We start from the raw sequence: 23,450 nt of genomic DNA, 5'->3' as shown, positions 1-23,450 counted from the left end.
TCATCCGTGCGCCCCCAGAACCGCCGCCACATAGGCCGTCGGGTCGAGCAGCTGCGCCGCCGCCGTCCCGGCCGCCTCCAGCAGCGGCCCGGGGTTCAGCCCGAGCGCCGCCGACGTCGCGGCCAGCGCCGCCACCGGCCCCATCAGCGCCAGCCGCGCGCCCCGCGGCAGCGCCTTCACCGCATGGGCTCGGCCCGAGGCGTGGGGGGAAAGATAGCCCAGAAGCCAGATCTTGGTCATCGAGTAGAGCGTGAACAGTCCGACGCCGAGCGTCGCCGCCAGCGCCGCCCACGCCTCCGCCGACACGCTCGCCTGCGCCAGCGCCAGCTTGCCCCAGAAGCCCGAGAGCGGCGGGACGCCCGCCATCGCCATCGCCGAGACGAAGAACAGGAACGCGAGCAGCGGCGCGGCGGCGTAAAGGCCGCCGGCCTTCACCAGGTCATGCGCGCCGGTCATCCGCCGCTGCACCCCGGCGATCAGGATCAGGTTCGCCTTCACCACGATGTTGTGCACCATGTAGACGATGGCGCCCGCGATCGCAAGCGGCGTCGCCAGCGCGAGCCCCAGGGCCATGTAGCCGATCTGGCTCACGATGTGAAACGACAGGATGCGCCGCGCGTCGGTGTGCGCGCCGGCCCCTATCACGCCCGTCACCATGGTGGCGATTGCGATCCACAGCAGCGCGTCGAGGGCGGGGCTCTCGGGAAAGATCAGCGTGAACACGCGGAAGATCGCGTAGACGCCAGCCTTGGTCAGCACCGCCGCGAAGATCGCGGTCACCGCCATCGGCGGCGTGTGATAGGCCGCCGGCAGCCAGAAGAACAGCGGAAAGAAGCCCGCCTTCGCCGCGAAGGCCGCGAACAGCAGGACGGACGCCGCGTCCAGCGCCGCGGAGGGCCGCTCGGCGATCTTCACCGAGAGGTCGGCCATGTTCAGCGTGCCGGTCTGGCCATGGATAAGCCCGACCGCGACGAGGAAGCACAGCGTCGCCACGAGGTTGAGCGCGACGTATTTCACTCCGCCGTCGATCTGCGCCCGGTCGCCGCCGATCACCAGCAGCCCGAAGGAGGCGATCAGCATCACCTCGAACCAGACGTAGAGATTGAAGAGGTCGCCCGTCAGGAAGGCGCCGGACGCCCCCGCCAGCAGGAGCTGGTAGAGCGCGTGCCAGTGCGCCGAGGCGCGCCGCCGGTCGATGTCGGCGAGCGCGTAGACCGCGACCGCGAGGCCCATGAACGCCACCGCCAGCACCATGATGGCCGCCAGCGCGTCGGCCGCCAGGGTCACGCCCACCGGCGCCGCCCAGCCGCCCATCTGCGCCGCCACGACGCCCTCGCCGGCCACGACGACGGCGAGGTTGATCGCCGCCGCCAGATGGAGCGCCGAGCCGCCGACGCTGATCCACCGCGCCTCGAAACCGGCGCGCGGCCCCAGCACCGCCAGGGCCGCCGCTGCGAAGGGGATCATCAGCGGCAGGAAAAGGCTCCAGCTCACGCGGCGTCGCCCCTGCCCGAGGATCCCTTCACAGGCTCGGCGACGCGCATCGTCTCGGGGTCGACGCCGCCGAGCCGCTTCTGCGCCGCCAGCGCCAGCGCCAGCGCGAAAGCCGAGAGGCCGAAGCCGATCACGATGGCCGTCAGCACCAGCGCCTGCGGCAGCGGGTTCGCCGCGGCCCCCTCCAGCGCGATCGCCCCCTCGGGGATCAGCGGCGCGGCGTCGGCCGTGACGCGCCCGGCGGTGAAGACGGAGAGGTTCGCCGCCGCGCCCAGCAGGGTCAGCCCCAGCACGAAGCGCAGCAGGTGCCGCGCCAGCATCAGCCAGACGCCGCACGCCGCCAGCACGCCCACGGTCAGCGCCAGAACCGGCTCCATCACTCATCCTCCTCGAGCGCGAACACGATGGTCAGCGCGCCGCCCAGCACCGTCAGCCACACGCCGACGTCGAACAGCAGCACCGTCGAGATCGGCAGGCCCTTTTCGCCCTCGCCGATGAACGGCCAAAGCCCGGTGAAGGGCGCCGCGCCCGTCGCGCCGGCGATCAGCCCCGACAGCAGCGCCAGCCCGAAGCCCGCCGCGGCCACCGCCTCGGGCGGGAAGCGCAGCGCCGCGCGGGCGACGGAGACGCCATGGGTCATCGCCAGCACCGCATAGGCGCAGGCCGCGATCAGGCCGCCGATGAAGCCGCCGCCAGGCGCGTTGTGGCCGCGCGCCAGCGCATAGAGCGCGTAGACCAGCATCAGCGCGACGACGATGCGCGCGGCGGCCCTGACGATGGGAGAGGTCACGCCCGGCCCCTCCCCGCCCGGAGGCCGATCAGCGCCGCCGCGCCGATCGCCGCCGCCGCGACCACCACGATCTCGCCGAAGGTGTCGATGGCGCGGAAATCCACGAGGATGACGTTGACGACGTTGCGCCCATGCGCCGCCGGCCAGCTCAGCGCCTCCATCGCGTCGGCCACCGAGCGGTCGAAGCCGCCGGACGCGGCCGCAAGCGTCAGCGCGCCCATCGCGACGCCGACGACGACGGCGACCGCAGCATCGCGCGCCCTTCCCTCGCGCCGCGGCGTCATCTCAGGCAGGCGGGCCATCGCCGAGGCGATCAGCGCCACCAGCAGCACGTCCGTCAGAAGCTGGGTGATCGCGACGTCAGGCGCGCCGTAGAGCACGAACAGCGCCGCGATCCCGGTGCCCGCCGCGCCGACGCCGCCGATCGCCGCCATCCGCCGCTGCGACAGCGCGGCGGTCAGCGCGCCGGCCGCGACCAGCGCGCAGGCGCTCAGCCCCGACACCGTCATCGCCGCGAACGCCTCGGGCGGCGGCAACCGAAGCCCCCCGCGCCAGACGAGCACCGCCAGCGCCGGCAGCGCCGCCGCCACCAGCGACACGCTCATGTAGACGCGCAGCGAACCCGGCTGCATGACGGCGGTGATCGCCTTGAAGCCCGCGGCGATATTGGCGAGCAGCCGGTCCCAGCCGGGGTCGAAGACCAGCGGCGCGCGGGCGAGCAGGCGCGCCATCCGGCGATGGGCGAGAAAGAAGATCGCGCCGAGGATCATCGTCATCACGCTCAGCGCCAGCGGCACGTTCACCCCGTGCCACATCTTGAGCTGAACGCTCTCTGGGCGGCCCAGGATCGCCGTCACCGCCGGCTGGATGAGATTGGATCCGACCAGATCGGGCGCGATGCCGAAGGCCAGCCCGAACAGCGCCAGAAGCAGCGGCGGCGCCCACAGCATCGGCCCGGCCTCGCGCGGCTTAACCGGCGTCTCGCCCGGCTGACCGAAGACCACGCGCAGGGTGATGGTCAGCGCCAGTGCCACCATCAGCGCGTTGGCGACCATCGCCGAGGCGGCGAGCAGCGCCGGCTCCTCCGCCACCGCCAGCGCGCCCTCGTATTTCAGCTCCTTGCCGATGAAGCCGAGGAAGGGAGGAAAGCCCGCCATGGAGCCCGCCGCCAGGACCGCGGCGATCGAGGTCATCGGCATCAGACGCCAGAGGCCGCCGAGGCGGGCGATCTCGCGCGTGCCGGTCTGGTGGTCGATGGCGCCCACCACCATGAACAGCGACGCCTTGTAGAGCGCATGGACGACCAGCAGCGTCATCGCGGCGGCGATCGCCACCGTCGCCGTCGCGCCGAGGAACATGACCAGCGCGCCCAGCGCCATCAGCGAGGTGTAGGCGAGCGCCGTCTTCAGGTCGCTCTGGCGCAGCGCGAGGAACGCGGTGACGAGCATCGTCGCGCCGCCGGCGAACGAGAGCGAGGCCGTCCAGCCGTCCGTACCGCTGAGCGCGGGGTGCAGCCGCGCCAGCAGATAGACGCCCGCCTTCACCATGGTCGCCGAGTGCAGGTAGGCGCTGACCGGCGTCGGCGCCGCCATCGCGTTCGGCAGCCAGAAATGGAACGGGATCTGGGCGGACTTCGTGAACGCCCCGATCAGCACCAGCGCGAGGATCACCGGGTAGAGCGCATGCTCCGTCAGGCCGCTCATCGCCGAAATCTCGGAGAGCCGGGTGGTTCCAGCCGCTATGGCGAGGATCACCAGCCCCGCCAGCAGCGCCAGCCCGCCGGCGCCGGTGACGAGAAGCGCCTGCCATGCCGAGCGCCGCGCCTTGGCCGCCCCGTGGTCGAAGCCGACCAGCAGGAAGGAGGAGATCGTCGTCGCCTCCCAGAACACGAACAGCGCGATCACGTCGTCCGCCAGCACGAGCCCGAGCATCCCGGCCATGAACAGCCCGAGATAGAGGAAGAACCGCACCAGCTGCGGATGGCCGCGCAGGTAGGAGAGCGCATAGAGCGAGATCACCGCGCCGAAACCGCTGATGAGAACCGCGAACAGCAGCGAGAGCCCGTCGAGCCTGAACGCGAGGCTCACCCCGAGCGAGGGAACCCAGTCGTAGCTGACCGCAACGGCGCGGTCGCCGTCCACCGCGCCGATATGAGAGGCGAAGAACGCCGCCGCGAGACCGGCGAGCGCAGCCAGAACGAGCCCCGAGGCCACGCCGGCGGGGCTGGAGCGGGCGTCGGCGGCGCTCATGCCGTCAGGCGCTCGGCGAAATGCGCCCTGATCCGCGCGCCGTCGTCCACGCCCATCGTTCCCCCTGCGCCATGTCGCCGGGTTGGCATATCTGGCCTTGCCCGCGCGTTGCAACCGACATCCGTTGATAAATCGTTTCAGAGCGGGTCGAACGGCCCGCCGAGCTCGGGCGGCGCGTCGTCGGCGGTCGCCTGCTCGCCCTGCGGCGCCGCCATGTCCGCCACCGTCGCGAAGGACTCCGCCATCGCGCGGCGCTGCTCGGCCGGAAGCGCCGCGAATCGCGCCGCGAAGCGGTCGCCGAGCACCGGCGGCGCTGCGGCGAGGGCGCAGAGGCCGGTCTCCGTCAGGCGCGTATGCACCACGCGCCTGTCCACGGTCGAGCGGTTGCGCACGATCAGGCGCTTGGCCTCCAGCTTGTCGAGGATGGCCACCACCGTCGCGCCGCTGACGTCCGCCTCCGCCGCGATCGCCCGCGTCGTCGCGCTCTCGCCGAGGTCGCGGGCGCAGGCGAGCACCGCAAGCTGCGGCAGCGTCAGGCCCGTCTCGCGCCCGATGCGCCGCGACTGGAGTTCGACAGCCCGCGCGATGCGCCTGAGCGCCTTGACCAGCGCCCTCGTCTCCAGCGCGCCTTCCATCCGGTCCTCCCCGCCGTCGTCGTCGGCTCCCCGGCGACCGCCCGCCATGGGTTGAACTCGAATGATTAGAAGGCTAATGATCTGCCGTCAAATCAATGGAGGATGAGCCCGGACATGTGCGGCGTTTGCGGAGAGATCAGGGTCGACGGCGCGCGCGCCTCGGCGGCGACGGTGGAGCGGATGGCGGACGCGATGGCCGCCCGCGGACCGGACGGCGCCGGCGTCGTGGCGCGCGGGCCGATGGCTTTCGGCCACCGCCGCCTGAAGATCATCGATCTGTCCGAAAAGGCGGCGCAGCCCTTCGTCGACACCGCGCTTGGCCTGACCATCGCCTTCAACGGCTGCATCTACAACTACCCGGAGCTGCGCACGGAGCTGGAGGCGGAGGGCTGCCGCTTCGCCTCCACCGGCGACACCGAGGTGATCCTCAAGGCCTGGTCGGTCTGGGGCGAGGCTTCGGTCGACCGGCTGCTCGGCATGTTCGCCTTCGCGCTGCATGACGTAAACACCGGCCGCACCGCGTTCGTGCGCGACCGCTTCGGCGTCAAGCCGCTCTATCTCGCGGCGAGCCCGAGCAGCATCCGTTTCGCCTCGACCTTGCCGGCCCTCGTCGCGGCGGGCGATCTCGACACCTCGATCGATCCGGTGGCGCTGCACCACTACATGACGTGGCACGCCGTCGTGCCCGCGCCGCGCACCCTGCTCAAGGGCGTGCGCAAGCTGCCGCCGGCCACCATCCGCACCGTGGAGGCCGACGGCGCGACCTCCGAGCGCGTCTACTGGAAACCCGACTTCTCCCGCTCGCCCGAGGACGCCGCGCGCCCCTTCGAGGAGTGGCGCGACATGACGCTCGAAAGCCTGCGCACCGCCGTGCGCCGCCGCATGGTCGCCGACGTGCCGGTGGGCGTGCTGCTCTCGGGCGGCGTCGACAGCTCGCTGATCGTCGGCCTGCTGGCGGAGGAAGGCCAGCAGGGGCTGGCCACCTACTCCATCGGCTTCGAGGCCGCCCATGGCGAGAAGGGCGACGAGTTCGTTTACTCCGACCTCATCGCGCAGCACTACGCCACGAACCACACGAAGATGATGATCCCGTCGTCGGAGATGCGCGAGAACCTGCCCCACGCCATCGCCGCGATGTCGGAGCCGATGGTCAGCTACGACAACATCGGCTTCTTCCTGCTCAGCCGCGAGGTCGCAAAGACCATCAAGGTCGTGCAGTCGGGCCAGGGCGCAGACGAGGTGTTCGCCGGCTACCACTGGTATCCGAAGATGACCGACAGCAACGACCCCGTCAGCGACTACGCGGCGGCCTTCTTCGACCGCTCCCACACCCGCCTCGCCGGGCACCTCAACCCCGAGCATCTCGCCGACCGCGACGAGAGCCTCGCCTTCGTGCAGGCCCATTTCGACGCGCCCGGCGCCGACGACCCGGTGGACAAGGCGCTGCGCATCGACACCAACGTGATGCTGGTGGACGACCCCGTGAAGCGGGTCGACAACATGACGATGGCCTGGGGGCTGGAGGCGCGCGTGCCGTTCCTCGACCATGAGCTCGTCGAGCTCGCCGCCCGCATCCCCGCCCGCCACAAGCTCAGCTATGGCGGAAAGGGCGTTCTGAAGGAGGCCGCGCGGAAAGTGATCCCGGCCGACGTCATCGACCGGCCCAAGGGATATTTCCCGGTGCCGGCGCTCAAATATCTCGACGGCCCGTATCTGGAGATGGCCCGCGACGCGCTTAACGCGCCGGCCGCCCGCGAGCGGGGGTTGTTCAGGCGGGATTATCTCGACAGCCTGTTCGCCGCGCCGGCCGAGCACATCACGCCGCTGCGCGGGTCGGAACTGTGGCAGGTCGCGTTGCTGGAGATGTGGCTGCAGACGCAGGGGGTTTGAACCCATGGCCGAGAAGGACGCGCGCAGCCAAGGTCGCGGCGCGCAGAAGGCGCAGTCGCACCGCCTCGCCCGCATGCGGATGCACGGCCTCAAGCCCCCGCCCGGCAACGCCGCAGAGCCGCGCCCGCGCGCCTGGGTCGGCTGCGGCTGGGGTCGGCTGATCTTCGCCAACACCTATCCCGACGCCGAGAGCCTCGCAGAGGAGCTGCGGCAGGAGCGGCCCGGCGAGCGCGACATCGCCTTCTACGTCCGCGATCCGCATGTCGCGCTGGCGGCGGCGCCGCAGGAGCTGTTCCTCGATCCGTCCCACGCCTATCGGCTCGACCTCTCGACCTACCGCCCCGCGCGCCGGGGCCGGCGCGGCTTCGTCGTGCGGCGGCTCGCGACCCGGCGCGACGCCGAGGCGCTGAACACCATCCTCGACGCCTGCGGCATGAACCCCATCGCGCCCGACTTCTTCTGGTCGGACCGCGACGCCCGCGCCATCGTCGCCTTCGTGGCCGAGGACGCCGAGAGCGGCGAGATCCTCGGCGGCGTGATGGGCGTCGACCACGCCCGCGCCTTCGACGACCCCGAGAGCGGCTGCTCGCTCTGGTGCCTCGCGGTTGACCCGCAGGCGCCCCATCGCGGTCTCGGCGAGACGCTGGTGCGCCATGTCGCGGAGCATTTCGCCTCGCGCGGCGCGTCCTTCCTCGACCTCAGCGTGATGCACGACAACACGCAGGCGATCGCGCTCTACGACAAGCTCGGCTTCCGCCGCGTGCCGGTGTTCACCATCAAGCGCAAGAACACCATCAACGAGAAGCTCTACATCGGCCAGCCGCCCGAGGCCGCGCTGAACCCCTACGCCCGCATCATCGTGGACGAGGCGCGCCGCCGCGGCATCGGCGTGGAGATCCTCGACGCCGAGGGCGGCTTCTTCCGCCTGCGCCATGGCGGGCGGGCGGTGCGCTGCCGCGAGAGCCTCAGCGAGTTCACCTCCGCCGTCGCCATGTCGATCTGCGACGACAAGACCGTGACGCGCCGCATGGTCGAGGCGGCCGGCGTGCGCGTGCCGGCCCAGATGATCGGCGGCGACGCCCCCGCGCGCGCGGCGTTTCTCGCCGAGCAGGGCGCGGTGGTCGTCAAGCCCGCCCGCGGCGAGCAGGGGCGCGGCGTGGCGGTCGGCCTCACCGAGCCGGGCGAGATGGAGGCCGCCGTCGCCGCGGCGCGCGCGCTGTGCCCCGACGTGCTGGTGGAGCAGTTCTTCGAGGGCGAGGATCTGCGCCTCATCGTGATCGACGGGCGCGTGGTGGCCGCCGCCCTGCGCCGCCCGGCGCGCGTCGTCGGCGACGGCCGCTCCACGATCCGCGCGCTGATCGAGAGCCAGAGCCGCCGCCGCGCCGCCGCCACCGGCGGCGAGAGCCGCATCCCGCTCGACGCCGAGACCGAGCGCTGCCTGCGCGCCGGCGGCTTCGGGCTGGAGGACGTCGCCCGGGAAGGCGCCGAGATCGCCGTGCGCCGCACCGCCAACCTGCACACCGGCGGCACCATCCACGACGTGACCGGCGAAACTCATCCCGTGCTGATCGACGCCGCCATCGCCGCCGCGCGCGCCATCGACATTCCCGTGACGGGGATCGATCTGATGGTGAAATCCCCGCGCGAGCCGGAGTATGTGTTCATCGAGGCCAACGAACGCCCCGGCCTCGCCAATCATGAGCCGCAGCCCACGGCGGAGCGCTTCATCGACCTGCTGTTTCCGCTCTCGATGCCGGAAGCCGCGCGTCAGGCCCGCCAGCGACTACCAGTGACCCCCCGGCGCTGACCGGCGCCGCAACCGCGAACGGAGGCCCCATGCGCCCCACCCCGCCCAGCGCGGTCGAGCCCGGCCGGCTGACCATCGACACCGACTACCTGCGCGAGCGGCTCGAGGACATGCTCGCGATCCCCTCCCCCACCGGCTACACCGACACCGTGGTGCGCCATGTCTGCGGCGTGCTCGACAGCATCGGCCTGCACTACGACCTGACCCGCCGCGGCGCGATCCGCGCCAGGCTGCCCGGCGGCTCGCCGCACGGCGCCCGCGCCATCGTCTCGCACCTCGACACGCTCGGCGCGCAGGTGAAGAACCTGAAGGACAACGGCCGCGTGAGCCTCGTGCCGATCGGCACCTGGTCGGCCCGCTTCGCGGAGGGCGCCCGCGCGACCATCTTCTCCGAACGCGGCGGCTATCGCGGCACCATCCTGCCGATGAAGGCCTCCGGCCATACCTTCAATGACGAGATCGACACGCAGCCCGTCGGCTGGGAGCATGTCGAAATGCGCATCGACGCCTATTCGCGCAACCGCGACGACCTCGACCGGCTGGGCGTGGAGATCGGCGACATCGTCGCCATCGACCCGCAGCCGGAGTTTCTCGACAACGGCTTCATCGTCTCGCGCCATCTCGACAACAAGGCGGGCGCGGCGGTGATGCTGGCGGCGCTGCGGGCGCTGCGCGACGCGCCGCCGCCGCCGGTCGACGTGTTCTTCCTGTTCACCATCGCCGAGGAGGTCGGCCATGGCGCCGCCTCGATCCTGCTGCCCGACATCGCCGCGATGGTCGCGGTCGACAACGGCACCTCGGCGCCGGGCCAGAACTCCGACGAGTTCGGCGTGACGGTGGCGATGGCGGACCAGACCGGCCCGTTCGACTTCCACCTCACCCGCAAGCTGGTCGAGCTCTGCCGCGACCACGACATCCGCCACCAGAAGGACGTGTTCCGCGCCTACCGCTCCGACAGCGCCTCCGCCATCGAGGCGGGCGCCGACGTGCGCACCGCGCTGGTGACTTTCGGGGTCGATGCGAGCCACGGCTACGAGCGCATCCACATGCACGCCCTGCGCTCGCTGGCGGAACTCGTGACGGTCTATGCGCTGAGCCCCGTGGAGATCGCCCGCGACGCCGAGCCCATCGGCGACCTCGCCGGCTTCACCAGCCAGCCCACCGCCGACGCCGAGCAGCAGATGACCGCCGCCACGCCGCGGCCCGAGGACGCCGCGGAGTAGGGAGTCGGCCCCGGTCCGCGGCCGGCCGGCTCACTCGCCGAGGCGCACGCTGTCGGAGGAGAACCGTTCCGCCGTCGACCAGTCGAGGCTGTTGAGCCCCGCCCAGGCACCGACCGAAATGAGCGCCATGGCGAGGCAGGCGGCGATAAAGGCCTTCATCGGTTCGATCTCCCAGGCTGTCCGGTCCTTGTGGCGGCGCGCCCTTCAGGGCCGCGTCGCCTCCTTCAGAAAGGCGATGAGGTCGGCGCGGTCCTTCGCGCCGGTGATGCGCTGCATCGGCATCTTGGTCCCCGGAACATAGTGGTCGGGGCCGATGTCGAACAGCGCGCTGATGGTCGTCTCGTCCCAGACGATGGGCGAGCCGTCCAGCGCGTCGGAATAGGCGTAGCCCGCCACCGTGCCCGCCCGGCGACCGAAAACGCCCTTCAGCGTCGGCCCGGCGCGGCGGTCGCCTTCGGTGTCGAGGCTGTGGCAGATCGAGCATTTCCGGAAGAACTGGCGCTCGCCGTTGCCCATCGTCGCCGGGTCGCGGTGGAAGCGGGGCGCGGCGCCGGCGGCCAGCGCCCCGCGCGGCGCGCCCGCCGTCGCCAGCGGCCAGATCGCGGCGGCGTCGTCGAGGCCGCCGGCGATGATCGCCGCGCCGTCGTCGGTGAAGGCCAGCGCCCAGACCGGCCCGCGCGCCGCGGCGCGGAAGTCGCGCGCGATCGACCAGTCCCGCGCATCCACCAGCATGATGTAGCCGTCGCCGTCGCCCACCGCGAGCGTCTCGCCGTCGGGGCTGAGCGCCAGCGCCAGGATCGGCCGACGGTCGAGCGTCAGGTCGGCCAGCGTCTCGCCGGTCACGAGGTCGACCGCGCGCGTGCCGCCGTCGACGGCGCCGTAGGCGAGCCATCCCTCGGCCTCGTTGAGCGCGATACGGTTCACGCCGAAGCCGTGCGAGACGAGCGTGCGGGTGACCTCGCCGCTGGCTGCGTCCACCTCGCGGATCGTCCCGTCGCCGGAGGCGAGGTAGAGCGTCCGCCCGTCGCCGGAGAACGCCACGTCGTTCAGCGCCCCGAGCCGCTCCCCGATCCAGCGCGGCGGACCGTCCCCGTCGAGCGGCCAGAGCGCCGCCGTCCCGTCCCAGGAGGCGGTCGCCGCGAGCCGTCCGTCCGGCGAGATCGCGGCGCCCATCACCTTGCCCCTGTGCCCCTCGAAGCGCCGCAGCGCGGCCCCGGTCTCGACGTCCCACAGGATCGCGGTGAAGTCGTCGGCCACCGAGAATGCGCGGCCGCCCGGCGCCGGGACGACCCGGTTCACCGCGGCCTCATGCCCGTCGAGCCAGCGCGCGAGGAGCGGGCCGTCGGCGCCCAGCGTCCACACGCCCACCGCGTTGTCGAAGCTCGCGCTCAGCGCGCCGCCCTGGGTCGCCGCGACGTCGCGGATCGGGCCGCCATGGCCGGCGAGGCGGGCGAGCTCCGCGCTGGCGGCGCCGGCGGACAGCGCCAGCGCGATCGCCGCGGCCGCCAGCCTCATTCTGCCGGAACGCCCGCCGCGCCGCGGGCCCCGCGGCCTTCGCGCGCCTTTTCGCGCTCCTCCTCGACCCAGAGGCCGTGGTGTTCCCTCGCCCAGTTCTCGTCGACCCAGCCGGAGCCCATCGCCGCGAAGGCGCCCTGCATCCCGATGGAGCCGATGTAGATGTGGGCGATGATTATGACGATCATCGCGATCGCGACGATGGCGTGCCAGACCAGCGCGAACTGCTGCTCGGCCATCGGCGTGACGCTGGCCGGCACCACCAGCCCTATGGAGGCGAGCGGCTCGGCGAGGCCGAAGGCGTGCACCTTCGCGAAGGTCGAGCCGAACATCGACGTCTCGAACGGGAACAGCAGCGCGACGCCGGACGCGGAGACCGAGGCGCCCAGGATCATCACCGACCAGAAGATCAGCTTCTGGCCGAAGTTGAACTTGCGCGCCGGCGGGTGGACGCCCTTCACCAGCAGGCCGCCGCCGACCGCGATCCATTTGAGGTCGGTCTTGCCGGGAATGTTGTGCGCGACCCACAGCACGAAGGTCATCGCGAGCGCCAGCATGAAGGCCCAGGCGACGTTGTTGTGCGCCCATTTCCCGGCGATGGTCAGCGTCGTGAACGCCTCCTTGCCAATCAGCGGCAGCAGCAGGTCGCGCCCGACGAGAATGTTGAGGCCGCTCAGCGCGAGGATGATGAAGCTGCCTGCGAGCAGCCAGTGCCCGAATCGCTCGATCGCCTTGAACCGCTCGATCTCGCGCCCCGACATGCCGGCGTCGACGCGGATCTTCCCGCGCACGAGGTAGAAGACCGCCAGCAGCGCCAGGACGCCGCCGATGGCCCAGAGGCTCCACTTCGGCAGAAGGCGGTTGCGCAGGATGTCCCAGCCCGCGGCTTCGGTCTGGATCAGGCGCGCGCCCATGGCGCCGCCCTTCTGGCTGGTGAAGGTCTCGCCCTGGCGCACGGCGCGCCACATCTCGCTGTCGGAAGCGGCGCCGCGCGGCGCCAGGGCGCCCTCGTAGCGCGCCGCCGGGTCCGCGCCGCCCGAGGGCAGGCCGTCGAAGGGGATCGCCGAGCCCGGCTCGGAGGGCGTGTTGGTGACGGCGTTCGACGGCGGCCGCACCGAGCTTTGCGCCGACGCCTCCGGGGCCGTCCACAGCGCCGCTGTCGCGAGCGCGAGCGCGAGGGCCAGCGCCCCCGCCCATGAGCCGTTACGCCCAAACCGCATGTCTCAGCCTCCAGCCTTTCCCGGACGCGCCTTGCGCGCCGGGCGAACCGTCAATTCTTGATGAGATCGGGGGCGGCCCGCGCCGCCCCCGCAGGGTCGGTCCGATCCGGCGCGCGGCCGGTCAGATGCCCTTCTGATCGTAGGCCGTGCCCCAGCCCCAGGCGCCGGAGCCGAAACCGCGCGCCACGACGCGCTCGCGGTAGACGTTGGCGACGTCGTCGCCATTGCCGGCGAGAAGCGCCTTGGTCGAGCACATCTCGGCGCAGATCGGCAGCTTGCCCTCGGCGATGCGGTTGCGCCCGTACTTGGAGAACTCGGCCTGGCTGCCGGTCTCCTCGGGGCCGCCGTTGCAGAAGGTGCACTTGTCCATCTTGCCGCGCGAGCCGAAGTTGCCCGCCTGCGGATACTGCGGCGCGCCGAACGGGCACGCGTAGAAGCAGTAGCCGCAGCCGATGCACAGATCCTTCGAGTGCAGCACCACGCCGTCGGAGGTCTGGTAGAAGCAGTCCACCGGGCAGACGGCCATGCAGGGCGCGTCGGAGCAGTGCATGCAGGCGACCGAGATCGACCGCTCGCCGGGCTTGCCGTCGTTGATGGTCACGACCCGCCGGCGGTTGATGCCCCAGGGCACCTCATGCTCGTTCTTGCAGGCCGTCACGCAGGCGTTGCACTCGATGCAGCGCTCGGCGTCACAGAGGAATTTCGCTCGTGCCATGTTCTTTGTTCCTCTCTCAGGCCGCGACGATCTTGCACAGCGTCGCCTTGGTCTCCTGCATCTGGGTGACCGAGTCGTAGCCGTAGGTCTGGGCGGTGTTGGTGCTCTCGCCGAGAACGTAGGGGTCGGCGCCGTCGGGGTACTTCGACCGCTGATCCTCGCCCTGGAACATGCCGCCGAAGTGGAACGGCATGAAGGCGACGCCCGCGCCGACGCGCTCGGTCACCATCGCGGCGACCTTAACGCGCCCGCCCTCAGGGCCCTCGACCCAGACGCTGGAGCCGTCGCGGACGCCCAGGTTGTTGGCGTCGCGCGGGTTGATCTCGATGAACATCTCCTGCTGCAGCTCGGCGAGCCACGGGTTCGACCGGGTCTCGTCGCCGCCGCCCTCGTACTCCACCAGACGGCCGGAGGTGAGGATGATCGGATAGTCCTGCGAGAAGTCCTTCGCTTGGATCGACGCGTAGAGCGTGGGCACGCGCCAGAAGGTCTTGTCCTCGTAGGTCGGGTAGTCGGCCACGAGATCGCGTCGGCTGGAGTAGAGCGGCTCGCGGTGGGTCGGGATCGGGTCGGGGAAGGTCCACACCACCGCGCGGGCCTTGGCGTTGCCGAAGGGCGCGCACTCATGCTTGATCGCCACGCGCTGGATGCCGCCGGAGAGGTCGGTCTTCCAGTTCACGCCGCCGACCTTGTCCGGCGCGCCGGCGACCATTTCGATGGACGCCCGCTCGTCGGCGGTGAGGTCGGCGTCCCAGCCGAGCTCCTGCAGCATCGCCATCGTGAACTCGGGGTAGCCGTCCTGGATCTCCGAGCCCGCCGACGCGACGCCCTCCGCCAGCAGGTTCTGCCCGTCCCGCTCCACGCCGAAGCGGGCGCGGAAGGTGAGGCCGCCCTTCGAGACCGGCAGCGACAGGTCGTAGAGGTTGGCGGTGCCGGGGTGATTCATCTCGGGCGTGCCCCAGCACGGCCACGGCATCCCATAATAGTCGCCGTCGGCCGGCCCGCCATTTGCGCGCAGCGTCGTCCTGTCGAAGGTGTGCTGGTTGGCCATGTGCAGCCGGAGGCGCTCCGGCGACTGGCCGGTGTAGCCGATGGTCCACATGCCGCGGTTGAACTCGCGGGTGATGTCCTCGATCAGCGGCTCGTCGCCGTTGATGGCGATGTTGCGGAACATCCGGTCGGTGAACCCGAACTTGTCCGCAAAGAGCTTGATGATCTCGTGGTCCGTCTTGCTCTCGAAGATCGGCGCCGTGACGCGCTCGCGCCACTGGATGGAGCGGTTGGAGGCGGTCACCGAGCCGTAGGTCTCGAACTGGGTGCAGGCCGGCAGCAGGTAGGCCCCGTTCTGGCGGTCGTGCAGCACGGCGCTGACAGTCGGGTGCGGGTCGACCACCACGAGCAGGTCGAGCTGCTCCATCGCCTTCTTCATCTCGGGCAGGCGGGTCTGCGAGTTCGGCGCGTGGCCCCACAGCACCATGGCCTTGGTGTTGTCGGGCTGGCCCAGGTTCTCGCGCGCCTCGAGCACGCCGTCGATCCAGCGCGACACCGTGATGCCGGTTTCGTTCATCATCGGCTTGTTCTCGCCGCTCTTGGTCTTGAGCGTCGCGAAGCGGCCCTTCAGCCAGTCGAGGTCTTCCTCCCACACCCGCGCCCAGTGCGCCCAGGAGCCGGCGGCGAGACCGTAGTAGCCCGGCAGCGTGTCGGCGAGCACGCCGAGGTCGGTCGCGCCCTGCACGTTGTCATGGCCGCGGAAGATGTTGGTGCCGCCGCCGGCGGTCCCCATGTTGCCCAGCGCAAGCTGCAGGATGCAGTAGGCGCGGGTGTTGTTGTTGCCGTTGGTGTGCTGGGTGCCGCCCATGCACCAGATCACGGTGCCGGGACGGTTGTTGGCCAGCGTGCGCGCGACGCGCTCAAGCTGCGAACCCGGCGCGCCGGTGACGCGCTCGACCTCCTCGGGCGTCCACTTCGCGACCTCAGTCCGGATCTGGTCCATGCCCCAGACGCGGGTGCGGATGAACTCCTTGTCCTCCCACCCGTTCTCGAAGATGTGCCAGAGGATGCCCCAGACCAGCGCGACGTCCGAGCCCGGACGGAACCGCACGTACTCGTCGGCATGCGCCGCGGTGCGGGTGAAGCGCGGGTCGCAGACGATGAGGGGCGCGTTGTTCTCCTCCTTGGCCTTCAGGACATGGAGCAGCGACACCGGATGCGCCTCGGCGGGGTTGCCGCCGATGATGAAGATCGCGCGCGAATTGTGGATGTCGTTGTAGGAGTTGGTCATCGCGCCATACCCCCACGTGTTCGCGACGCCCGCGACCGTGGTGGAGTGGCAGATACGCGCCTGGTGATCGACGTTGTTCGTGCCCCAGTAGGCGGCGAACTTGCGGAACAGGTAGGCCTGCTCGTTGTTGTGCTTGGCGGAGCCGAGCCAGTAGACGCTGTCCGGCCCGCTGGTCTCGCGGATCTGCAGCATCTGGTCGCCGATCTCGTTGATCGCCGTCTCCCAGGAGATGCGCTCGTACTTGCCGTTGACGAGCTTCATCGGGTATTTCAGCCGGCGCTCGCCGTGGGTGATCTCACGGACCGCGGCGCCCTTCGCGCAGTGCGAGCCGAGGTTGAACGGGCTGTCCCAGCCGGGCTCCTGCCCCGTCCAGACGCCGTTCTCGACCTCCGCGATGACCGTGCAGCCCACGGAGCAGTGGGTGCAGACGGACTTGACGAGTTCGGCGCCCCTGGCGGCCACGGTCTGCGCGCTCGCCGGGCGCACGGTCGCGCCGGCGGCCGCGACTGCGGCGAGGCCCCCGATGGCCAGCCCCGAACGGCGCAGGAAGCCGCGCCGGTCCATGGTCTGGGATGCCGCCGCGGCGACGGCGCCCGAGGCGCCGAGGATCTCGCGGGGGCCTTTCGCAACCCCGCCGGTCTTCTTTCTGAGCATTGCGCTCTCCCTGGCTTGGAGCGCGAGGCTCCAGCTTGGTTGATCTTCACGGGGTCAGGGCCTTGCGCAACCGTCGCCCGCTTCGTCCGCCTTCGGTCCGCGCCGGTTCGTGGCGCGTCCCCTTCCTGCAGTGCGGCCCGCTCAGAAGCGGGCGGTCTCGAAGTACTTGCGGGTGTGCTCGGTGTCCCGAAGGCCCTCGCCGGCCGCCGCAGCCGGCTGAGCCGCCTCCGCCGCGCCGCCGAGCGCCATCGCGCCAGCCGCCGCCGGGGCCGTCGCCGCCAGCTTCAGGAAGTTGCGCCGGCTCTCGCCGGTCTCGCCCTTGCTCATCGCGCGCTCCTTTCGTGATGCGTCTTCGGGTCTCGTCATGCGCTCAGCTCCCGCGCTCCATGCGGAACGCCTCGCGCTCGATGTCCATGAACTGCTTGCCGATCGCGCCGACCGGCGCATAGAGCACCGACGCCTGCGCGCCCTCCAGATCGGTGAAGAAATGCCGCGCCCAGGGCCCGAGATGGGTCGCGAAGAAGTCGCGCTGCGCGGCGAGCGACGCCGGCGGGCCGAAGCGGCCGCGGATCAGCCCCGCCATCATCTCGCACAGAGAGGCGATGTTGTCCTCGGGCTCATGGACGTTCCCGGCGCGCTCCATGCCGAAGCGCGCCATGTCGGCGCGCAGCTTCGCGAGCGGCTTCTCGTTGAGGAACCCCGTGAGGTAGTAGCTGGCGTAGGGCAGCAACTCGCCGCGCACGACGCCGATGAACAGCGCGTCGAACTCCGACTTCGCGGCGTGCTCGGTCGTCGCCCGCGCCACCCGCGCCAGCGCATCGACGGCCGCGCCGAGATCGCCGCCCTCTCCCCTGAGCGCGGCGGCCTGATCGATCAGCGCGCGAGACGGCGGGCGCGCAAGCAGGGCGGCGAGAAAGTCGTAGAGATCCGCGCGAAGAACGTCTTCCGGCGACACGTCCGCCTCGACGTCCTGCGACTGAGCCCGCGCAGCAGCCTCGGTCAAATTCACCTCCCAGATGCGACGCCCTTTTTTACGGCGTTCGTTGCGATCCGAACATTGCGGCAGAACGGCGCGCGCGAGAAGAAAAAAATGGCGCGGATGCCGAACATCCCGCGAGACCGTCCGGCCTCGGGCCGCGTCTCAGGCTGTAAACACCATGCGGCGGCGGCGGGGCGGCCCCGCAGGCCCGCCGGCGACGCCCCCCGGCCCGCCCGCCGGCGACGCCTCCCGGCCCGCCACACCGGGCGGAGTCTTCCCCTCGGGCGGCGCGCGCATCGCGGCGTCGGACTGGGTTTCGGCGTCGGCGACAGGCGCCGCCGGCCCCGCGGCCGCGGTTCGGGACATCCCGGCCCCCAGCGTCCCGCCGCGCCCGGGCGCGTCGCTCGGGCGCCCCTCGCCGTCATCGTCGCGGACGAGCCCGGCAGTCGCGCCCGCGCCAAAGGACGGCGCGTCCGCCGCGGCTCCGGCCTCCTCTCCGGCGGCCGGAGCGCGGCCGACGGTCGCGGTCGGGCCCTCGACCGCGCCCTCCTCGCGGGCGGCCTCCTCCGAGCGATCCGGCGGCGTTTCGGGGCCCGCCCCGGCATCCGCGTCCGCCCCGGCCGCCGCCTCCGCCTCCGCCTCGGCGGCCTTTCGGCCCCGGCCGGTCTCCTCTTCGCGGAGGAACCCGCGGCCGACCTGGTAGAGCGTCGAGACCGGCCCGGCCCCCATCGACGTGAAGTCCTCGTCGTAGTCGTTCAGCCCGTCGAGCACCGCGAACACCGGGTCGGACCGCCACATCGACCGCAGCGCCCGCGCCCTGAGCCGCGCCGGCACGCGCGCCGCCAGAAAGGCCTTCACGTCGTCGCCGCGCCGGATGCTGTCGGGGTCTGGCAGGCCGAGCGCCTCCAGCGCCTCCGCGTCGGGCATCGCCTCGTAGTCCGGCGCATCGGCCGGCGGCGCCTCGACGACGCGGCCGACCTGCTCATCGGGCGACGGCTCACGCGAGCGCTCGCGGGCGCGCGCCTCCGCCTTCAGTCGCGACCAGCGGGAGAGCCCGCCGCCCTCGGCGACCGCGCCGCCGTCCTTCGCGCCGTCCCTGCTCAATGCGTCGTCTCCCCGTCGCCCCGCCGCGGCCCGAGCGGCCCCGGCTTCAAGGGGGCGGGCTTCAGCGCGCCGGCCTTGACCGTCCCGGGAGCGCGATAGACGTCGGCCAGCTGCCGCACCCGCGCGTCGCCCACGCCGTCCTCCGCCAGCGGCGCGTGCGGGACGCGCTGGCGCTTGAGGAACGGCTGCTCCCGGTGATGCCGGTCGCAGAAGGCGCGGATCCACGCCTCCAGCCCGGGCGGCATCGGCACCGGCTCCAGCATCTCCTCGCCGCTCTCGTGGCGGTCGAGCGCCTCATGGGCGGAGGCCGTCACGCCGTGGACGCGCCACGGGAACCCGCCGTCCCCCACCGGCTCCGGGTGCAGCACGACATGCACCTTCGGCGGCGTCATCGCGAGCGAGATGCGGTAGCCCTCGGTCAGGGCGCGGTGCAGCTCCAGCTCGACCGTGGCGGCGTGATACTCGACGGCCTCGCCTTCGCGCCTGAGCTCCCGCCAGTCCGCCGGCGCCGCGCCGGGCAGCACCGCCACCGCGCGCCAGCTCCAGCGCGCCCAGCGCGTGACGCCGGGCGTGCGGCGCACGACGACACCGACCGGAATCGCGACCAGCCGCTCGTCGAAACCCTCGCCCGGCGCCTCGCCCGCCGCGCCCTCCGGCCTCCCGCCGCTTTCTCGCTCGACCGTCATGCAGCCCTCTCGCAATTCCCCGACAAACTCATATGGTCCCGCGTCGAAACGCAAGACGCCCGCTTGACCGGGCGCAGCCGGGAGGTTTCGCCATGGCCGACGCGCCGCTGTTGCTGTCCTGCGACTGCCTCGGGTCGATGGACCCCGACGCCGCGGCGCTCGGCGCGGCGGTCGGGGCCGAGGCGCGGCCGCGCTGCACGGCGCTCTGCCGGGGCGAGGCCCATGTCGCGCGCGCTGCGCTCGCGGAAGCGCCGACGTCGGGCCGTCGCGTCGTCGTCGCCTGCGGGCAGGAGGCAGAGACCTTCGCCGCGCTCGCCGAGGACGTCGCCGCGGAGGCCGGGGCCGCGCCGGCGCTTTCCTGCATCGACATCCGGGACCGGGCGGGATGGTCCGACGCGGCCGCCGACGCCGGGCCGAAGATGGCGGCGCTGCTGGCGGAGGGAATGCTCGCCAGGCCGCCCGCCCCCGCCCTGGACGTCGCCTCCGAGGGCGTGTGCCTCGTGCTTGGAAGCGGCCTCGAAGCCGTGGAAGCGGCCGAGAGGCTCTCCGAGACGCTCTCCGTCACCTGCCTGCTCTGCGCGGCGGAGGCGATCTCGCCGCCGAAGGCCGGCGTCGACCTCGCGCTCGGCCGCGTCGTCGCCGCCAGCGGCGCCTTCGCCGGCTTTTCCGTCACCGTCGACGGCTACGCCCCGGCGGTTCCGGGCGGTCGCGGCGCGCTCGGCTTCGAGCCGGCGAAGGACGGCGCGCGCTCGACCTGCGACGTGATCGTGGATCTGTCGGGGGCGGCGCCGCTCTTTCCCGCCGCCCACAAGCGCGACGGCTATCTGAGGGCCGACCCGCGCGACCCCGCGGCGGTGGCGCGCGCGCTGTTCGACGCGGCCCAGCTCGTCGGCGCCTTCGAGAAGACGCTCCATGTGCGGCTCACGCCCGAGATCTGCGCGCATTCGCGGGCGCGCAAGACCGGCTGCACCCGCTGTCTCGACGTCTGCCCCACCAGCGCCATCGCGCCGGACGGCGACAGCGTGAAGATCGACCCGATGGTGTGCGCCGGCTGCGGCGCCTGCGCCGCCGTCTGCCCCACCGGGGCGGTCGCCTACGACGACCCGCCGCTGGAGCACCTGCACCGCCGGCTGCGCACCCTCGCAGACGCCTTCCGCGCAGGGGGCGGCGAAGCGCCGCGCCTGCTGGTGGTCGACGCCGAGCACGGCGCGGAGCTCCTGCGCCTCTCGGCGCGCTTCGGGCGCGGCCTGCCGGCGGACGTCATTCCGCTGGAGGTCGCCGAGGTCGAGGGGTTCGGGCACGCCGAGGCGCTCGCCGCGCTCGGCGTGGGTTTTCGCGAGGCGATCGTCGCGGAGGGCCCACGCACCGATCTCTCCGCCCTCGCCCCGCAGACCGCGCTGGCCGAGGCCATCGCCGCCGGCGCCGGCGCGCCCGGCCGCATCCGCCGCATCCGGCCTGCCGAGCCCGACGCGCTGGAGGCCGAACTCTGGGCCGCCGCGCCCGCCGCGCTCGGCGTCGAACCCGTCCTGCCGATGGGCGGGCGCCGCCAGGTCGCGCGCCTCGTCGCCAAGGGGCTCAGCCCGGAGCCCGACCGCGTCATCCCCCTGCCTCAGGGCGCCCCCTATGGCGCGGTGCTCGTGAACACCGACGCCTGCACGCTGTGCCTCGCCTGCGTCTCGCTCTGCCCCACGGGCGCGCTGATGGACAACCCCGACCGACCCGAGCTGCGCTTCCAGGAGGAGGCCTGCGTCCAGTGCGGCATATGCGCCGCCGCCTGCCCGGAACGCGCGATCACGCTGGAGCCGCGCATGGACCTCTCCAACGCCGCGCTGTCGCCGCGGACGCTCCATGAGGAGGAGCCCTTCGCCTGCATCGAATGCGGGGCGCTGTTCGGCGTGAAGTCGACGATCGAGCGCATCACCGAGAAGCTCTCCGGCAAGCATTGGATGTTCACGCAGTCCGACAATGCGCGGCTGATCCGGATGTGCGACGACTGCCGCGTTCGCGCGCAGTATCACAGCGAGAACTCGCCCTTCCGCCTCGCCGACCGGCCCCGGATGCGCACCACCGACGACGACCTCGCGGAACGCGCCGCGCGGGAGGCGGAACGCAAGCTGGACGACTGACGCGGCCTGCGGCCCGAGCCGGAGGGCGGCGGCCGCCGCCGCCGGTCCGCGGGAGGGGCCCGCGGCGCGACGGCATCTCGTTAACCCTGATCGCGCACGATCCCGGCGTCCGCCAGTCGGGACGGGCCGACCGCGTGCGCCGCGGTCGCCGATCGCCTCGAACGCCCGTCGGCGCTGCGGCGCCGCGAGATCTCCCGCGCGGCCGTCGCGCAGGCGCGCGCCAGCCCCAGGAACCCGAACCATGCCAGACGACTCCGACCTGGACGACTTCGAGATCGTGGACACGCCGCCGCCGCCCAGCTTCGTATCACAGATGAACCGGAAACCGCGGAATGCCCCGATCACCTTCGGATACGGCACTTTCGTCAAATATAACACCCAGCACCTGATCGACGTCCTCGTGGCGACGGCGCGACCGCCCCTCTTCTACTGGAACAAACTGGGGAAGGACGCAATCGGCAGACATGACGAATACTCGTTGTAAATTAGTATACGAGACTACAGACATGGGCATTCAGCAGGCAGACAATCCGACATCGTCAACATCACAAACCATGTGGACGAACTCGGCATACTGATCGACCTTGACATCGAATTCAGCCAGATAAAGGCGCTGATGGAGCGATGCGACAACAGAAGATACTCGATGTCAGAGGTCATGGCGAAGTCCGGCGCCGATTTGCAGAAGAAAAAACATGCCCTGCTGAAGTCGCTTCGCGAGCGGCGCGACGGTTGATCCGACCGCGCTGATCGCCGGCTCCGGCGGACGTCTCCGCATTCTCCCACGTATCAGGGCCATCGGACCGGGCGCAGGAGCCGCATCCGGCCGAGGCGCGCGGCTGGACCCAGCGTTCACCGAATCGAAGCCCCGCAGTCCGAAGAATGGTGGTCGAGATGACACCGACTGCGAGGCACTTCATGAACGTGACGCGTCACCGGCCGGCGTTGCGCGGCCTGCGCCGGAGCGCGCTCGCGGTCGGGTTCCTCCTGCTGTCGTCGCTGCCGGCGCCGGCGGAGGATGGCTGGGCGGTGCTGAAGGCCGAGGGGCCGGTCGAGGTTCTGGCGCCCGGTCCGAATGCGCGATGGGCGCCCGTGGCGGCGCTGAAGGTTCTGCCCGTGGGCGCGCAGGTGCGCACCGGTCCGGGCGGCTTCGCGCTGCTCGCCAAAGGCTTCGACGCCATGGAGATCGCAGCCGACACACGCGTGGAGCTGACGGGCGGGGCGGTGGACGAGGTGGTGGAGCAGCCGGTCGGCCGCGTCACCTTCGAGGTCGGCAAGCGCGCGGCCGGGCGCTTCACCGTCGTGACGCCCAGCCTGACGACGGTCGTGAAGGGCACCGGCTTCACGGTCGATGCGACGGCGGAGAGCGCGCGCGTCGACGTCTTCTCGGGCGTCGTCTCGGTCTCGACGCCTTCCGGCGCCTCGCGGGACGTGGCGGAGGGGAATCGGGCGGAGAGCGTCGACGGCGGCCGAGGCGTGTCGGTCAGCGAGGGTCGCGCGCAGCCCGGCTCCTATGCGGGCGCAAGCTCGGCCCCGTCGGGTCGGGCCGCCGCGGCGACTGCGGCGGCGGCCGCCGGCCGGAGCGCGGCAAGCGCCGCAAGCGCCGACGCCGCGTCCTCCTCGGGAGCGGCCGCGTCCGGCTCGGCCGCCACCGGCGGCGGATCGACGGCGGGGGCGTCCGGCGGCGGCTCGGGTTCGGGATATGGCGGCGGGTCCGGCGACGGGGATTCGCAATCATCCGACCGCTCTGATTCCGCCGGCGATCGAAGCTCCGCAGTCGAGGGCGGATACGCCGGAGGCGCCAGCCGCAGCAGCGCGGGCACGGGCGGCCCCGCCAGCAGCAACGGCGGCGCCAGCAACGCGGGCGGCAAAGGCGACGCGGGCGGCGCCAGCAACGCGGGCGGCAAAGGCGACGCGGGCGGCGCCAGCAACGCGGGCGGCAAAGGCAACTCGGGCGGCAAAGGCGACGCAGGCGGCGCCAGCAACGCGGGCGGCAAAGGCGACGCGGGCGGCGCCAGCAACGCGGGCGGCAAAGGCGACGCAGGCGGCGCCAGCAACGCGGGCGGCAAAGGCGACGCAGGC

General features: G+C 71.9%; 21 protein-coding genes. 7 read left to right on the top strand and 14 right to left on the bottom strand.

Annotated elements, in window-relative coordinates:
* The 5 genes from BLW43_RS13885 to BLW43_RS13865 all read right to left on the bottom strand — a co-directional run bounded on the left by BLW43_RS13885 (position 1) and on the right by BLW43_RS13865 (position 5,216).
* Entirely contained in the window at positions 1 to 1,494 is a 1,494-nt protein-coding gene (locus BLW43_RS13885; protein ID WP_093254359.1) for a proton-conducting transporter transmembrane domain-containing protein, read from the bottom strand.
* The gene (locus BLW43_RS13880; RefSeq protein WP_093254358.1) at positions 1,491 to 1,871 is read right to left on the bottom strand and encodes an NADH-quinone oxidoreductase subunit K; all 381 of its coding nucleotides are present in this window, start codon (positions 1,869 to 1,871) and stop codon (positions 1,491 to 1,493) included. Before BLW43_RS13880 ends, BLW43_RS13885 begins: the two co-directional genes overlap by 4 nt.
* Complete coding sequence (locus tag BLW43_RS13875; RefSeq protein WP_093254356.1) at positions 1,871 to 2,284, bottom strand: MnhB domain-containing protein; 414 nt, start codon at positions 2,282 to 2,284, stop codon at positions 1,871 to 1,873. The genes BLW43_RS13880 and BLW43_RS13875 overlap by 1 nt, the downstream gene beginning before the upstream one ends.
* Positions 2,281 to 4,533, bottom strand: a complete 2,253-nt coding sequence (gene mbhE / locus BLW43_RS13870) for a hydrogen gas-evolving membrane-bound hydrogenase subunit E (RefSeq protein WP_093254354.1) — start codon at positions 4,531 to 4,533, stop codon at positions 2,281 to 2,283. The genes BLW43_RS13875 and mbhE overlap by 4 nt, the downstream gene beginning before the upstream one ends.
* Positions 4,534 to 4,670: 137 nt before the next feature.
* Complete coding sequence (locus BLW43_RS13865; RefSeq protein ID WP_217632184.1) at positions 4,671 to 5,216, bottom strand: MarR family winged helix-turn-helix transcriptional regulator; 546 nt, start codon at positions 5,214 to 5,216, stop codon at positions 4,671 to 4,673.
* 66 nt (positions 5,217 to 5,282) lie between these two features.
* Between BLW43_RS13865 and BLW43_RS13860 the strand changes: the two genes are divergently transcribed.
* From BLW43_RS13860 to BLW43_RS13850, 3 genes are read left to right on the top strand one after another with little or no spacing between them, the layout of a single operon-like run.
* Positions 5,283 to 7,058: an N-acetylglutaminylglutamine amidotransferase gene (locus BLW43_RS13860; RefSeq protein WP_093254351.1), complete on the top strand. Its 1,776-nt coding sequence runs from the start codon at positions 5,283 to 5,285 to the stop codon at positions 7,056 to 7,058.
* Between the two features lie 4 nt (positions 7,059 to 7,062).
* The gene (ngg, locus tag BLW43_RS13855; protein ID WP_093254349.1) at positions 7,063 to 8,865 is read left to right on the top strand and encodes an N-acetylglutaminylglutamine synthetase; all 1,803 of its coding nucleotides are present in this window, start codon (positions 7,063 to 7,065) and stop codon (positions 8,863 to 8,865) included.
* Positions 8,866 to 8,894: 29 nt separating this feature from the next.
* Positions 8,895 to 10,088, top strand: a complete 1,194-nt coding sequence (locus BLW43_RS13850) for an osmoprotectant NAGGN system M42 family peptidase (protein WP_093254348.1) — start codon at positions 8,895 to 8,897, stop codon at positions 10,086 to 10,088.
* A 30-nt stretch (positions 10,089 to 10,118) separates the two neighbouring features.
* Here BLW43_RS13850 and BLW43_RS24610 read toward each other — a convergent pair whose 3' ends face one another.
* From BLW43_RS24610 to BLW43_RS13810, 9 genes are all read right to left on the bottom strand, one after another.
* Positions 10,119 to 10,247 (bottom strand): hypothetical protein, encoded by a 129-nt coding sequence (locus BLW43_RS24610; RefSeq protein WP_281243531.1) that lies wholly within the window; start codon positions 10,245 to 10,247, stop codon positions 10,119 to 10,121.
* Positions 10,248 to 10,292: 45 nt separating this feature from the next.
* Complete coding sequence (locus BLW43_RS13845) at positions 10,293 to 11,603, bottom strand: c-type cytochrome (protein WP_093254346.1); 1,311 nt, start codon at positions 11,601 to 11,603, stop codon at positions 10,293 to 10,295.
* Positions 11,600 to 12,823: a formate dehydrogenase subunit gamma gene (locus BLW43_RS13840; RefSeq protein WP_093254345.1), complete on the bottom strand. Its 1,224-nt coding sequence runs from the start codon at positions 12,821 to 12,823 to the stop codon at positions 11,600 to 11,602. Before BLW43_RS13840 ends, BLW43_RS13845 begins: the two co-directional genes overlap by 4 nt.
* A gap of 121 nt (positions 12,824 to 12,944) precedes the next feature.
* Positions 12,945 to 13,538: a formate dehydrogenase FDH3 subunit beta gene (fdh3B, locus tag BLW43_RS13835; protein WP_093254343.1), complete on the bottom strand. Its 594-nt coding sequence runs from the start codon at positions 13,536 to 13,538 to the stop codon at positions 12,945 to 12,947.
* 16 nt (positions 13,539 to 13,554) lie between these two features.
* Positions 13,555 to 16,473 carry a formate dehydrogenase subunit alpha gene (locus BLW43_RS13830; protein ID WP_093254341.1) on the bottom strand — a complete coding sequence of 973 codons (2,919 nt, stop codon included), beginning with the start codon at positions 16,471 to 16,473 and terminating at the stop codon, positions 13,555 to 13,557.
* Between the two features lie 141 nt (positions 16,474 to 16,614).
* On the bottom strand, positions 16,615 to 16,800 hold the full coding sequence (locus BLW43_RS13825; RefSeq protein ID WP_093254339.1) for a hypothetical protein: 186 nt from the start codon (positions 16,798 to 16,800) through the stop codon (positions 16,615 to 16,617).
* Between the two features lie 43 nt (positions 16,801 to 16,843).
* On the bottom strand, positions 16,844 to 17,476 hold the full coding sequence (locus BLW43_RS13820; protein ID WP_093254337.1) for a TorD/DmsD family molecular chaperone: 633 nt from the start codon (positions 17,474 to 17,476) through the stop codon (positions 16,844 to 16,846).
* Positions 17,477 to 17,614: 138 nt separating this feature from the next.
* Entirely contained in the window at positions 17,615 to 18,556 is a 942-nt protein-coding gene (locus tag BLW43_RS24605; RefSeq protein ID WP_093254336.1) for a DUF3306 domain-containing protein, read from the bottom strand.
* Positions 18,553 to 19,242 (bottom strand): DUF3305 domain-containing protein, encoded by a 690-nt coding sequence (locus BLW43_RS13810; RefSeq protein ID WP_093254334.1) that lies wholly within the window; start codon positions 19,240 to 19,242, stop codon positions 18,553 to 18,555. The genes BLW43_RS24605 and BLW43_RS13810 overlap by 4 nt, the downstream gene beginning before the upstream one ends.
* A gap of 92 nt (positions 19,243 to 19,334) precedes the next feature.
* Between BLW43_RS13810 and BLW43_RS13805 the strand changes: the two genes are divergently transcribed.
* The 4 genes from BLW43_RS13805 to BLW43_RS13790 form a co-directional block, all read left to right on the top strand.
* Positions 19,335 to 21,368 carry a 4Fe-4S binding protein gene (locus BLW43_RS13805; RefSeq protein WP_093254332.1) on the top strand — a complete coding sequence of 678 codons (2,034 nt, stop codon included), beginning with the start codon at positions 19,335 to 19,337 and terminating at the stop codon, positions 21,366 to 21,368.
* 241 nt (positions 21,369 to 21,609) lie between these two features.
* Positions 21,610 to 21,852 (top strand): hypothetical protein, encoded by a 243-nt coding sequence (locus tag BLW43_RS13800; protein WP_093254331.1) that lies wholly within the window; start codon positions 21,610 to 21,612, stop codon positions 21,850 to 21,852.
* A gap of 72 nt (positions 21,853 to 21,924) precedes the next feature.
* Entirely contained in the window at positions 21,925 to 22,104 is a 180-nt protein-coding gene (locus tag BLW43_RS13795; protein WP_093254329.1) for a hypothetical protein, read from the top strand.
* Between the two features lie 182 nt (positions 22,105 to 22,286).
* On the top strand, positions 22,287 to 23,450 hold a 1,164-nt coding region (locus BLW43_RS13790), incomplete at its 3' end, for a FecR domain-containing protein (RefSeq protein WP_093254327.1).

The sequence above is a fragment of the Rubrimonas cliftonensis genome, assembly GCF_900107585.1.
Taxonomy (GTDB): domain Bacteria; phylum Pseudomonadota; class Alphaproteobacteria; order Rhodobacterales; family Rhodobacteraceae; genus Rubrimonas; species Rubrimonas cliftonensis.
Note: the sequence above shows the minus strand (reverse complement) of the source record. Positions and strands in the feature narration are given on the sequence as shown.

Coding starts and splice junctions, on each gene's coding strand:
- BLW43_RS13810 (WP_093254334.1), bottom strand. CDS start 19,242: ATGACGGTCGAGCGAGAAAGCGGCGGGAGGCCGGAGGGCGCGGCGGGC.
- BLW43_RS13880 (WP_093254358.1), bottom strand. CDS start 1,871: ATGGAGCCGGTTCTGGCGCTGACCGTGGGCGTGCTGGCGGCGTGCGGC.
- BLW43_RS13825 (WP_093254339.1), bottom strand. CDS start 16,800: ATGAGCAAGGGCGAGACCGGCGAGAGCCGGCGCAACTTCCTGAAGCTG.
- BLW43_RS13840 (WP_093254345.1), bottom strand. CDS start 12,823: ATGCGGTTTGGGCGTAACGGCTCATGGGCGGGGGCGCTGGCCCTCGCG.
- BLW43_RS13865 (WP_217632184.1), bottom strand. CDS start 5,216: ATGGCGGGCGGTCGCCGGGGAGCCGACGACGACGGCGGGGAGGACCGG.
- BLW43_RS13800 (WP_093254331.1), top strand. CDS start 21,610: ATGCCAGACGACTCCGACCTGGACGACTTCGAGATCGTGGACACGCCG.
- ngg (WP_093254349.1), top strand. CDS start 7,063: ATGGCCGAGAAGGACGCGCGCAGCCAAGGTCGCGGCGCGCAGAAGGCG.
- BLW43_RS13860 (WP_093254351.1), top strand. CDS start 5,283: ATGTGCGGCGTTTGCGGAGAGATCAGGGTCGACGGCGCGCGCGCCTCG.
- mbhE (WP_093254354.1), bottom strand. CDS start 4,533: ATGAGCGCCGCCGACGCCCGCTCCAGCCCCGCCGGCGTGGCCTCGGGG.
- BLW43_RS13805 (WP_093254332.1), top strand. CDS start 19,335: ATGGCCGACGCGCCGCTGTTGCTGTCCTGCGACTGCCTCGGGTCGATG.
- BLW43_RS13830 (WP_093254341.1), bottom strand. CDS start 16,473: ATGCTCAGAAAGAAGACCGGCGGGGTTGCGAAAGGCCCCCGCGAGATC.
- BLW43_RS13845 (WP_093254346.1), bottom strand. CDS start 11,603: ATGAGGCTGGCGGCCGCGGCGATCGCGCTGGCGCTGTCCGCCGGCGCC.
- fdh3B (WP_093254343.1), bottom strand. CDS start 13,538: ATGGCACGAGCGAAATTCCTCTGTGACGCCGAGCGCTGCATCGAGTGC.
- BLW43_RS24610 (WP_281243531.1), bottom strand. CDS start 10,247: ATGAAGGCCTTTATCGCCGCCTGCCTCGCCATGGCGCTCATTTCGGTC.
- BLW43_RS13850 (WP_093254348.1), top strand. CDS start 8,895: ATGCGCCCCACCCCGCCCAGCGCGGTCGAGCCCGGCCGGCTGACCATC.